The organism is Sphingobium sp. WTD-1, from assembly GCF_030128825.1.
In the GTDB taxonomy this organism is placed as follows: domain Bacteria; phylum Pseudomonadota; class Alphaproteobacteria; order Sphingomonadales; family Sphingomonadaceae; genus Sphingobium.
The window spans coordinates 421,988-433,382 of record NZ_CP119127.1; the positions used below are offsets into that span (position 1 = coordinate 421,988).

The 11,395-nt window shown below is 62.2% G+C and carries 13 protein-coding genes and 1 pseudogene; all 14 read right to left on the reverse strand.

Annotated features, from left to right (window positions below; genetic code table 11):
* Window positions 1–164 precede the first annotated feature (164 nt).
* Window positions 165–263 (reverse strand): annotated as a pseudogene (locus tag N6H05_RS02230) (DUF2274 domain-containing protein); the annotation flags it as partial.
* Entirely contained in the window at window positions 263–1,534 is a 1,272-nt protein-coding gene (locus tag N6H05_RS02235; protein WP_136186194.1) for a TraB/TrbI/VirB10 family type IV secretion system protein, read from the reverse strand. The gene N6H05_RS02235 and the pseudogene N6H05_RS02230, both read right to left, overlap by 1 nt.
* On the reverse strand, window positions 1,534–2,541 hold the full coding sequence (gene trbG, locus N6H05_RS02240) for a P-type conjugative transfer protein TrbG (RefSeq protein WP_136186193.1): 1,008 nt from the start codon (window positions 2,539–2,541) through the stop codon (window positions 1,534–1,536). The genes N6H05_RS02235 and trbG overlap by 1 nt, the downstream gene beginning before the upstream one ends.
* A complete protein-coding gene (gene trbF, locus N6H05_RS02245) occupies window positions 2,538–3,221 on the reverse strand; it encodes a conjugal transfer protein TrbF (RefSeq protein ID WP_007715083.1) in 684 nt (227 codons plus the stop codon). Before trbF ends, trbG begins: the two co-directional genes overlap by 4 nt.
* A gap of 4 nt (window positions 3,222–3,225) precedes the next feature.
* Window positions 3,226–4,515 (reverse strand): P-type conjugative transfer protein TrbL, encoded by a 1,290-nt coding sequence (trbL, locus tag N6H05_RS02250; protein ID WP_072893425.1) that lies wholly within the window; start codon window positions 4,513–4,515, stop codon window positions 3,226–3,228.
* Window positions 4,512–4,754 carry a putative entry exclusion protein TrbK-alt gene (gene trbK-alt, locus N6H05_RS28225; RefSeq protein WP_502958952.1) on the reverse strand — a complete coding sequence of 81 codons (243 nt, stop codon included), beginning with the start codon at window positions 4,752–4,754 and terminating at the stop codon, window positions 4,512–4,514. Before trbK-alt ends, trbL begins: the two co-directional genes overlap by 4 nt.
* A 1-nt stretch (window position 4,755) precedes the next feature.
* Window positions 4,756–5,442, reverse strand: coding sequence for a P-type conjugative transfer protein TrbJ (gene trbJ / locus N6H05_RS02255; RefSeq protein WP_037512150.1), 687 nt, complete (start codon window positions 5,440–5,442; stop codon window positions 4,756–4,758).
* Entirely contained in the window at window positions 5,439–7,925 is a 2,487-nt protein-coding gene (gene trbE / locus N6H05_RS02260; RefSeq protein ID WP_185706287.1) for a conjugal transfer protein TrbE, read from the reverse strand. Before trbE ends, trbJ begins: the two co-directional genes overlap by 4 nt.
* Window positions 7,922–8,191: a VirB3 family type IV secretion system protein gene (locus N6H05_RS02265; protein ID WP_037512153.1), complete on the reverse strand. Its 270-nt coding sequence runs from the start codon at window positions 8,189–8,191 to the stop codon at window positions 7,922–7,924. The genes trbE and N6H05_RS02265 overlap by 4 nt, the downstream gene beginning before the upstream one ends.
* Window positions 8,191–8,526, reverse strand: a complete 336-nt coding sequence (locus N6H05_RS02270) for a TrbC/VirB2 family type IV secretion system protein (protein WP_502958953.1) — start codon at window positions 8,524–8,526, stop codon at window positions 8,191–8,193. The genes N6H05_RS02265 and N6H05_RS02270 overlap by 1 nt, the downstream gene beginning before the upstream one ends.
* Window positions 8,523–9,509 carry a P-type conjugative transfer ATPase TrbB gene (gene trbB / locus N6H05_RS02275; RefSeq protein ID WP_037512156.1) on the reverse strand — a complete coding sequence of 329 codons (987 nt, stop codon included), beginning with the start codon at window positions 9,507–9,509 and terminating at the stop codon, window positions 8,523–8,525. The genes N6H05_RS02270 and trbB overlap by 4 nt, the downstream gene beginning before the upstream one ends.
* A 231-nt stretch (window positions 9,510–9,740) precedes the next feature.
* Entirely contained in the window at window positions 9,741–9,917 is a 177-nt protein-coding gene (locus N6H05_RS02280; protein WP_170978466.1) for a DUF6961 family protein, read from the reverse strand.
* An 8-nt stretch (window positions 9,918–9,925) separates the two neighbouring features.
* Complete coding sequence (locus N6H05_RS02285) at window positions 9,926–10,531, reverse strand: SOS response-associated peptidase (RefSeq protein WP_247594385.1); 606 nt, start codon at window positions 10,529–10,531, stop codon at window positions 9,926–9,928.
* Between the two features lie 162 nt (window positions 10,532–10,693).
* Window positions 10,694–11,353, reverse strand: coding sequence for an SOS response-associated peptidase family protein (locus N6H05_RS02290; RefSeq protein ID WP_284112546.1), 660 nt, complete (start codon window positions 11,351–11,353; stop codon window positions 10,694–10,696).
* Window positions 11,354–11,395: the final 42 nt, after the last annotated feature.

Sequence of the window (11,395 nt, forward strand, 5' to 3'; positions counted from 1 at the left end):
GAAAGCCCGAGCCCTCGTCCATCAACCTCGAAAAGCCCTTTGCTCCTGCTGCGGTGAAAAACGCCGGCGCTGGCGCTCGCCCAGATCACGCGGCAACCGACCCACCAAACCCGAAATACCCCAGTGCAGCGGGCTCATGAATAAGCCGGGCTAGCGTGGATGCGCGCATAAGCCGTCAGATCCCGATGTACCGCAGCGGAAAGTTCGACCGAGATTTTGACTGGCTTATCATCCTCGATCGGTCCTAGCTTGAGTTTGACCATCACTTCTGCCCTTCCCATGGTTCCAATATGATGTCTCGCTTCACCATCACGCGCAGAGGATGGCCAGGTCTGATGGTGAGTGTCGGAGGAATCGTCAGTTGCTGCCCGATGATCTGTCGGCCTGCCTGACTGATGCTGTCCTGCGTGCCATATCGCAGCGCTCGCACGAGACTTCCGTCATCGTCGGCCATAACCTCGGTCCCCATGTTCAACAGGGTCGAGATGAATGCTGCGCCGAGCAAGCCGGCCCAATGATTGTCCACACCATCCTGCAGGCCCGACCTGCCGGACTGATCGGCGCCCTGAAGCCGGTCGAGCAGAATCGAACGGCTGTCGGGAAAAATAAGGCGGTCCCAGGCGATCAATATCCTCTGCTGTCCCGCTGCGGTCGCACTGTCATATTCGCCGATCAGCCGAGACCCTTGCGGGATGAGCAGGATCTGGCCCGACGGGCTATCATAAACATTTTCCGTCACCTGCGCGGTGATAAGGCCGGGAAGATCGGATCGGATTCCTGTGATCAGCGCAGCAGGGATGACATTGCCCGCCTGCACGACATAGGGCGATGCCGAATTCGCAACGCGCTGTGTGCTTGCCTCGGCGATAGCGACAGGCGCCAGAAACGTGCGCCTATTCGTATCGGCGGTTCGGGACTGGAGGGGCTGGCTTTCAGCTTCAGCCCTCGGGTCCCGGGGCGCTCTGGCCTCCGCTGGCAGCACCCCGTCCGGTTCATTCGCCCTTGCAACCGTTGGCGCTGAGGCAAGGAACAATCTGCTCGATAGCGCGGCCTCACGCATGCTCCTCTGGCGCTCCCGCTCTTGCTGGCGCGCCGTCAGGCGCTCATCGCTGGGTGGCGAGCGGCCGGGGTTTGTCAGACTTGGCTGTTGTTGCGCTTCAAGCAGCGGCTGTCCCGGGACGTCGGTTAATGGCACCCCCAATTTGGGAATTTTGGAATAGTCGTCGGGTGCTGAGGCTATGGTTTCGGCTTTGATGCGGCCGTGCGAGACCGGTATGTTTTCGACGCCCTCGATCGTCTTTGGCCGCAGGGCATAGATCAATGTTCCGGCAATGCAGATGCAACTGACGGCCGCCAGAAGCCCGATCGCTTTCCGGGACAGACGCATGGCCGGCGGCGAGGCCGCCCGCAACGCAACCGCCTCAGAATTTTTGTCTTTTGATACATTGGCGGGCGGGATGTCGTCATGTTTATCGATCTCGACTTGGTCCTCGACCTTGTCGCCCGGCTTGCTGCTATTTTCTGCGCTGCTCATTATCGGCTTGCCCGATGAACTGGCTTCGGGTCGATCCGTTCGATGCGCACCAGCTTGCTGGTTTTCTTGTCCCCAAGCCTCAGTTCCGCTGCGCTGAAAAGGCGATCGACGATCATGAAGTGCCCCTGCACGCGGTAATTAACGAGCTCGGCCGATCCTGACGCACCCGTGACAAAAAGCGGTGGCATTTCTCCGGTCGCGATGTCCGAGGGAAACTCGATCAAGACCTGACGGCCATCGTCAAACGCACGCAGCGGGCGCCAGGCAGGCAGATCCCCTTTTATCTGGTAATGGAAGTTCAGGGATGCCAGATCCAACCCCGTCGCGACCGGCGCATTGCGGCTTTCCTGCGCCGCTGCAGCTTTCAATGCGAACAGCGCATCCTGTGGATAAGTCCAGGACACCGATGCCATGTAGGTCGATGGCGTCCCGTTCAGTTCGAGATGGTAGGTGCGTCTGTTCGTGTTGATGATGAGGTTGGTGGCGATATCGCCTCTCGTCGGCTTCACCAGCACATGAACGCGCAGCGAGGAGCCACTCCCGCTCACCGTATCGCCGATGATCCAGCGTACAGTGTCGCCGACGGCGATCGGACCGGCGCCTACAAGTTCCTCGCCTTCCTGTAGCATGATGTCGGTAACTTGCCCGGGCGCAGCATAGACCTGATAGAGCGCGCCAGCTGCGAATGCATAGCGCTGCATAGCATTCACATAATCGCCCTGGCTGGGCTGGATACGAGCCGCTGTGTTGGCTGATTTCACATCCCGCTGAGGCGCAGCCGGAAGCGTCCGGACGACATGCGGCACAGGCTTGAGCTGCCCCGGCAGTGGCATGGGCACCGGAAGTGGCACGACTTTGATTGTGGCGTTGCTGGAGGAGCGCTTTGCCGCTGCCATTTCTCCGCTGTCCTGCGCATATGCGGGCGCCATCGACAGAGACGCGACCATGAACGCGACCAGCAAGGGGACGGCACCGCCGGCAACCAGGGAGGGGCGAGGCTTTGTCACTGTCCGAACTCCTTTGACCAGTTGAGGGCATCGACGAAGATTCCGAGCGGGTTTCTGGTGAGGACGTCCTCGGATTGAGGAGGCTGGAGCGCCACGGTCAGGATTGCCGACCATCGGCTGGTGTCGCTCAATATGCCCTGCTCATAGCGTCGTTCGACCCAGGCGATCCTGAAGCTGTCATCCGAGGCGCGGATGACGCTCGATATCTCGACTGCCACCTGAATTCGCCCGACCTTGGTGAAAGGATCATCGCGCCGCACATATTCGCTCAGTGCTGCCGCCCCCCTGTCGGTCGTGAAGTCATAGGCGCGCAGCCAGTTCTGACGCAGGATGATGGGATCCGTCGGCAGGCTCCTGACCTGCTCGACAAAGCGGGCGAGATGAAAGGCGATCTGGGGATCCGTCGGGCGATAGTCGCGCGTTGCGGGTGCCACCGCCTGCGCCTGCCCAAGCTTGTCGACCTCGACGATCCAGGGCGTCACGGTTCCGCGCGCCATTTGCCACAGCAGCCCGATGCTCATCGTCGTGGAGAGAGCCAGGCTGGCGAAGAATGCCAGGCGCCAGTTGCGCGCCTGCACGCGTGACGAACCAATCCGGTCATCCCAGACTTGAGCGGCCCGTTGATATGGGGTCACTGCTTCGGGCGACTTTCCATAATGGACCGATGTTCGCTGGAACATGATGTCAGTTCCTTTCGCTGATATCCGGGCCGGCGCCGCCACCATGGCTGTCGCCGCTTTTGAGCGTCTGGCTGGCGACGGTGGCGCCGTGGCTGATCATCTGGCGTCGCTTCATAGCCATCGCCCAATGCGGCACATGGCCAGCGCCATCCTGGGCGATCGCGCCTGAAGACTGTCCTGTGGCGCCTGAACGCCCTTGTGCAAAACCATCCTTGAGACCAGCGGCGCTGTTGCGCAGCGGCGAGGCAAGCGATGCCGCAGCGCTCTTTGCGACCTCTGCCAGACCACCGCCCACCGCGGACGCACCGGATTTCCCACTGGCGCCAGCTGAATAGGCCCGTGTTGCAGCGCCAGCGATCCGGGCGCCGCTCGCTGCCGCGCTGCCTGCCGCGCTTCCGATGGCGCCGGCTGCCAGCCTTCCACCCGCGCCGCCAGCTGCCAGGGTCGCCGCCGCTGCGACCGCCGTACCCGCTGCGCTCCCGGCGCCAAGCTGCGGACCGCCCGAGACGATCCCATTGGCTATGCCGGGACCGAAAATGCCGAGCCCCAAGAGCGTCAGTGCAGCAAGGGCTATCGACATCACCTGAGCCAGGTTCGGTTCGGCGGGGATGCCAGCGGTCGTAAAGCGTGCGAACAAGCTCGTTCCGATCCCGGTTATCACCGCAAGGACAAGCAGTTTGATCCCGGACGAGATCACATGCGCGAGCACGCGCTCGGCCATGAACGCAGTTCGACCAAAGAAGGCGAAGGGGAGCAGGACAAAGCCCGCGAGCGTCACCAGCTTGAACTCCACGATCGTCACGAAAATCTGGATCGCGAGGATGAAGAAGGCGAGCACGACGATCAGCCAGGCAAGGAGCAGGATCATGATCTGGACGAAGTTGGTGAAGAGACCGACCGGACCCAACAGGTCAGCCGTCGCATCGAGCAGCGGCGCGCCGGCATCGAGGCCAGTGGCGGCGACCGTACCGGGTCTCAGAAAATCGCCGATAGCCAGTCCGCTTCCCGAAGCCTTGAGCCCTAATCCCGCAAAACTCTGGAACAGGATCGTCGCAAGCGTTGAGAAATTGCCGATGATGAAGGCGAACAGACCGATATAGAGCGTCTTTCGGACAAGACGCTGGAGGATATCCTCGTCGGCGCCCCAAGCCCAGAACAGGGCTGCAAGCGTCACATCGATGGCGATGAGACTCGAGGAGAGGAAGCCGACCTCACCACCCAGCAAGCCGAAACCGCTATCGATATAGGTGGTGAAGACGAGGAGGAACTCGTCGATGACGTCTGTGTCAGTCATGGCTGACGATCCGACGCAAAGAAGCGGCGTCGCCTCTCTTCCCAGATCGCCAGGCATGCCGCGTCCGGCTGCGCGACCGTGCGGCACTGGGGCGGGATAGGCGCGGCAGGAGGATTGGCCTCCTGTGGACGGACCGTGGCTGATGGTTCGGCCGCTCGTTCGCGCGCCATGATCATTGTCAGCACAACGATCATTCCCGCAGCAGCGCAGCATAATATGGCAATGCCCGGCCGCCGCATGTCAATTGCCTCGGAACCGACGGAAACGCTCGCGCGACTCCGCTTCGACCGCCGCCTGCTGCGCGGCCGCCAGCGCCTGAGCCCGGCCTTGTGCCGCAGATATTGCCGTCAGATCGGCAAGCTGCTGAGCCTGGAGCGCCAACATCTGGTTTCCCGCTTGCGCGACCTGCAAGGCACCGGTTGCTGATTGGCTCGCCCCCATCAAGCGCTCCATGCTCGACTGCGCGCCATCAAGATTGCCGACCACGCCGGCCTGTACGCGCATGGCATCCTGCAACGCGTCGACGCTATCGTGCCAGCGGGCGTCGGCATTCGCGACCATCTGGGCAGCATCGCCGCGCAGCACGGCGCCCGAGTAGCGGGTTGCAAAGACATTCTGGACGTCCTGCACATCATAGGCGATGCGCTGCGCACTCGCGAGCAGGCGACGGGTCTGGCCTATTTGTGCCTGGAGTGTCGACAATGTCGAAAGCGGAAGGCTCGTCAGATTCTTTGCCTCATTGAGAAGCGATGTGGCCTGGTTCTGGATCTGCTGAATCTGATTGTTGATCTGCTGGAGTGCCCGGGACGCCTGCAGGACGTTGGAGGCATAGTTGGTCGGATCATAGACCACTAGAGCTTGCGCAGCCGGCGGGATCATGATTGCCATCGGCGCCATCAAAGCGATCAGGACAAAGCGCTTCTTCATTGGGAAAGCTCCTCGACATGGGGAAGGATCTGCGGCTCAGGATCCACCGGTGGCGCGATATCGATGTGCGCGAGAAGGTCTGCCGCCCAGTCCAGGCCCCTTTGTGTCAGCCATCTGGAGGCAAACTGCTCCCGTCCGACCAGATCGAGGATGTCGCTGATCGAGCGATGATCCTGCTTGGAAGAGACGGCGGTGAAGGCGAGCGCGACCTCACCCAGACCGAGCTCGAACAGGCGATTGCCGCGCCGGGACTGGCAATAATAGTCGCGCTTGGGCGTCGCCCTGCTCAATATCTCGATCTGGCGATCATTGAGGCCGAAGCGAGAATATATCTGCGTGATCTGCGGCTCTAGGGCGCGCTCATTGGGCAGGAAGATACGGGTTGGGCAGCTCTCGATAATGGCCGGCGCAATCGCGGAGCCATCAATGTCCGAAAGACTCTGGGTGGCAAACACCACGCTCGCATTCTTCTTGCGCAAGGTCTTGAGCCATTCGCGCAGTTGCTCGGCAAATTGCGGATGATCGAGCACCAGCCAGCCTTCATCGATCAGGATGAGGGTCGGACGACCATCGAGATGTGCTTCGATTTTGTGGAAAAGATAGGCCAGCACGGGCGCTGCGGCAGAGGAGCCGACCAGACCTTCGATCTCGAAAGCCTGGACCGATGCCGATCCCAGATTTTCGCTTTCTCCATCGAGATAATTGCCCCAGGAGCCTCCCTCGCAATAGGGGATCAGAGCTTGTTTGAGGCGCTGTGTCTGCAGGAGCGCTGCCAGACCCGACAGCGTGCGCTCGGCGATCGGGGCCGATGCCAGCGAATTGAGCGCCGTCCAGAGATGATCCTTGTCGGCCGGATCGAGCGCAATGCCTTCCGTTCCAAGAAGAGCAGCAATCCATTGCGCAGCCCAGCTTCGTTCAGCCGGCTGGTCGATCCGAGCCAGTGGCTGAAGTGCAATCCTTGGGCTGGCGTCCTGACCTGCATCGATCTGGCCCCCTAGATCGCACCAGTCTCCGCCCATTGCTAAGATGGCGGCGCGGATCGACCCGCCAAAATCGAAGGCGAATATCTGGCTACCGGCATAGCGACGGAACTGCATGGCCATCATGGCGAGCAGTACCGATTTGCCTGCGCCGGTAGGGCCGATGACGAGGGTGTGCCCGACATCGCCAACATGAAGTGAGAGGCGGAAGGGTGTGGATCCCTCGGTCTTGCCGTAGAGAAGCGCCGGACCATCGAGATGTTCGTCGCGCGCGGCGCCTGCCCACACCGCGGACAGCGGAATGAGGTGCGCAAGGTTGAGCGTGGTTATGGGAGGCTTGCGGACATTGGCGTAAACCTGGCCAGGCAGGCCACCCAGCCATGCCTCGACGGCGTTGACGCGCTCGATCGAACAAGTGAAGTCACGCCCCTGGATCACCTTTTCCACCAGCCGCAGCTTGTGCGATGCCTCGGTCGGATCACGGTCCCATACCGTTACGCTCGCCGTTACATAGGCTATGCCAGCATGATCGGCGCCCAGCGCCTGGAGCGCCATGTCTGCGTCAGCGGCCTTGTTCGCAGCGTCGCTGTCGAGCAGGACAGACTGCTCGTTCGTCATCACCTCCTTGAGGATTGCGGCAAGAGACTTGCGCTTGGCAAACCATTGCCGCCGGATTCGGGTCAGCAATCTGGTCGCATCATTCTTGTCGAGCATGATCGCTCTGGTCGACCAGCGATAGGCAAAGGCCTGCGCGTTAAGCTCGTCCAGGAGACCGGGGAAGGTCGACGTCGGAAAACCGGTGATGGTGAGGGTGCGCAGATAATGGTCGCCAAGGCGCGGCTCGAAACCGCCGGACAGGCCCTCATCGGCAAGAAGCGCATCGATATAGGCCGGTGTTTCGGGAACGCGAACCCGCTGGTGCCGGGTCGAAATGCAGCTGTGGAGGAAAGTCAGCGTCTCGCCATCGTCGAGCCATCGCGCTTCAGGCATGAAGCCGTCGAGCAGATGGATCAGCCGATCTGTCCGGTCGGCAAAATTTCGCAGGTGGGTCAGTGGGTCGAGTGCGCCTTTCACTTGCCCTTCGTAAAGCCAGGATTCCGCCCTCGAGATTTCCTCGGCCGGCGGCAGCCAGAGCAGGGTCAGATAATAGAAGCTCTCGAAATGGACGCCGGCCTCGCGAAACTGCGCGCGGCGCTCCATGTCCACCAGAGCCGATGCCCGGTCGCAGAACAGGCCTTGGGGATAGGCTTGCGCGGGCAGACGCTGCGCTTCCACGAACACAGCCCAGCCTGATCCCAGACGTCGCAGCGCATTGTTGATGCGCGCCGCGACGGCAACAAGTTCTGCGGGCGTCGAGCTGTCGAGATCCGGGCCCCGGAACCTGGCCGTACGCTGGAACGACCCATCCTTGTTGAGGACGATGCCCGGTGCCGCCAGCACCGCCCAGGGCAGGAAGTCTGCCAGGCAGGCCGACGTCGATCGATATTCCCGCAATGACATCATGGCTGCATCCATCCGGGATATTTGAGATGGCGGCGGGCCACATCCACGAACTGTGCGTCGTTGCGCGTGGCCCAGACGGCGAGGAAATGGGCGATGGCCCACAGGGCGAGGCCCAATATCCAGAGCCGAAGACCAAGTCCGACCGCACCTGCCAGCGTACCATTGACGATCGCCAGCGAGCGCGGCGCCCCGCCCAGCAATATCGGTTCGCCCAGCGCCCGATAGACAGGCGCATGGAAGCCGGGCGTGGTGTCATGGTCCTGCATCAGATGAGCGCCCCGCCGCCGAAGCTGAAGAAGGACAGGAAGAAGCTCGATGCTGCAAAGGCGATCGAGAGGCCGAAGACGATCTGGATCAACCGCCTGAAGCCACCCGATGTGTCGCCAAAGGCAAGGCTGAGCCCCGTGACGATGATGACGATGACCGCGATGATCTTGGCAACCGGCCCTTCGATCGACTCGAGGATCGACTGGAGCGGTGCCTCCCATGGCATGGACGAGCCGCTGGCATTTGCTGGCGCCGCTATCAGCATCAAGGCGATGCAGGCTGCGGTGGGCATGGCACGCATCCGCGAGGCGCAGCGATTGAGGAAATGGGTCATGAATCTTCTCCTGAGCTGGAGGCATGGGAAATCAGGCGATAATTGCCGGTCGCGGAATCAAGGCCTGTCACCCAAGCCAGTTCGGTGAGGCGTCGGCCCTGGGCATTGCGATCAAGGACCGCGATGAGATTGACGGTTTCTGCGATGAGTGCGCTGGGCACCGTCGCGACCGCTTCCTGGATCAGCTGTTCGAGCCGGCGGAGCGCGCCGAGGGCGGAACCGGCATGAAGCGTCGCGATGCCGCCGGGATGGCCGGTTCCCCAGGCCTTGAGCAGATCGAGCGCCTCTGCCCCGCGTACTTCGCCAATCGGGATGCGGTCAGGGCGCAGACGCAAGGCCGAGCGCACCAGATCCTGCAGCGATGCTATGCCATCCCTCGTCCGCATGGCGACCAGATTGGGCGAGGCACATTGCAGCTCACGCATATCCTCGATGAGGACGACCCGATGCGGCGACTTGGCGATTTCGGCGAGAAGGGCATTGGCCAGCGTCGTCTTGCCCGACCCCGTGCCGCCCGCGATGATGATATTGGCACGGTCGGCAACAGCACGCCGCAGCACTGTCGCCTGTTCATGCGTGATCACCTGCGCTGCGACATAGTCGTCGATCGTGAAGATCGCGGTCGCTGGCTTGCGAATGGCGAAGGTCGGCGCCCTGACAATCGGTGGGAGCAGCCCCTCGAACCGCTCTCCCGTTATCGGCAACTCTGCCGACACGCGCGGCGATCCTGAATGTGCGTCCACGCCGACATGATGGGCGATGAGGCGAATGATGCGTTCTGCATCCTCTTGTGCCAGCCTGATGGCGCTGTCGTACATGCCCTCGCCCAGCCGATCTACCCAGAGGTGACCGTCCGGATTGAGCATGACCTCGACGACGGCCGGATCCTGGAGCCACCGCCCGATATGAGGCCCCAAGGCTGTCTGCAGCATGCGCGCGCTGCGCTGGGGCTTTCTGACAGCTATCGTCGCGGTCTCAGACATGCTTTTTCCCATCTGATGGCGATGCCGGATCGCCGATGGGATGATTAAGAGACGCAGAAAATGGCGGGTTTCAACAGATGTCTGCGATCATGAAGCTGTGGCGAAGAAAGACAGGCGCTGGCGTAGGACGCTGATCGCACACGGCCAATATCGTCGACGATTCTTCGTGCCGGATCCATTGGCGGCAGTTGATACCGGTCCGGCGGCTGGCCCCAAATGCGGCCAATCATGTCACTGGATGGTGCCGCCAGCGGCAAGAGCGTCAAGGCAATCGGCGATCGCAAGCCAGCGCAGCACGCCAGCCTCATCCCCCGCAATGGCAAGGGCTTTCACGCGCCCTGCGATGAACTCCGCTGCTCCGGTGCCATATTGGCGGTCCACGGCGAGAGCCGCGGCCCACCGTTCCATCTCTCGGGTCATAGGAGTGACGGTGCCTCGGCCACCGCCTTCTTCTTCACCCAGAGCTCGCTGGTGCGCGTCATCTCGATCAACGCATCGGGAAAGCAGCGGTCCTGAAAGGACACGGCGTCATCAAATGAGCCGTGAAGCCACCGCTCATAGTCTTCCGGCATGAGAAGCACCGGCATGCGATTATGCACAGGCCGGATGGCTTCGTTGCAATCGGTCATTACGCCCGAATAGACAGGCCCCCATTCATCGCTCACGCGCCAGAGCCCCGCCCATGCAAAGATTGGCTGTCCCTTCACATTGAACCAGGTCCGCGTCTTGGCGCCCTTTTGACCCTCCGCTTCGGCAAAGGCCGTCAGCGGGATGAGGCAGCGCCATTGCGGCTTGGCCGCCAGGCCTTTCCACATCGGCTTGGAGAGATCGGCGATATTGTTGACAGGCTTGGGCTTTGCCGTCGGGGCCATGCCCTTGAGGCGCAACGGGAAGCCCCAGGTCATCGACTGCATGATGCGCTGCCCGGCTTCCTCCCGGATCACGAGGCCCGGCGTGCCGGGATAGACCTCGTCACCGGCATTGGACATGACCGGGTTGGCGACGCCGAAATGGGCGGCCACCTCGGCAGCGCTCAGACGCTCGGTGTAGAGATTGCAGATGGCTGACCTCCTGTTCGAACGAAGCGGCTGGAGCAGTTGGCGATTCCAGCTTCATCCTATCATGGCGCGAAAGACGGGAAAGCCGCCTGTCTGGCAGGACAGCCGGCAAACTTCTCGACGCGGCTACAGCAAGAGCGCCTGCGCCTGCGTCCCGGGCGGCGGCGCCTTGCTGCGCCAGCTATCCTCGGTTTGCTGCACCTCCATCCGCTCGGCCGCGAAGGGTGGACGAAACTGAAACCGGATCACATCCTGGATGCCGCCATGCAGCCAGGCGTCATAGTCATGGGGGTCGAGCAGCACCGGCATCCGGTCATTGGTCGGTGGGATCGCCGCATTGGCCTCCATCGTCATGCCCGCATAGACCGGCCCCTCGCTCAGCAGGTTTCGGCAGAATCCGGCCCAGGCGATGATCGGCTGGCGCTTCACCGAAAACCAGGTCCTGGTCTTGGCACCGGGCACGCCATCGGGATTGGCAAAATGGGTGAGCACGATGAGGCAGCGATAGCGCGGATCGACCACCATCTCCTCCCACATTGGGTTGGTGAGATCGACGACAAGGCCGATCCGCCCCGCTTCTTCGCCGCGCGCGCGCATATCCTTGGTCAGGCGCGGAAAACCCCATGTCATCGTCCGCAAGAGGCGCCGGCCGCCCTTCTCGAAGACGACCAGCCCCGGCAGCCCTTCAACCGTCTCCTCGGGCACCGCGACCGACGGCAAGGGATCGACCCCGAAATGTGCCGCGATCTCGGCGATGCTCGCCCGCGCGCAATGCAGCCGTGACATGATGGGACCTCCTTGCCGGGACTCGAAGCCATCTCCTTAACA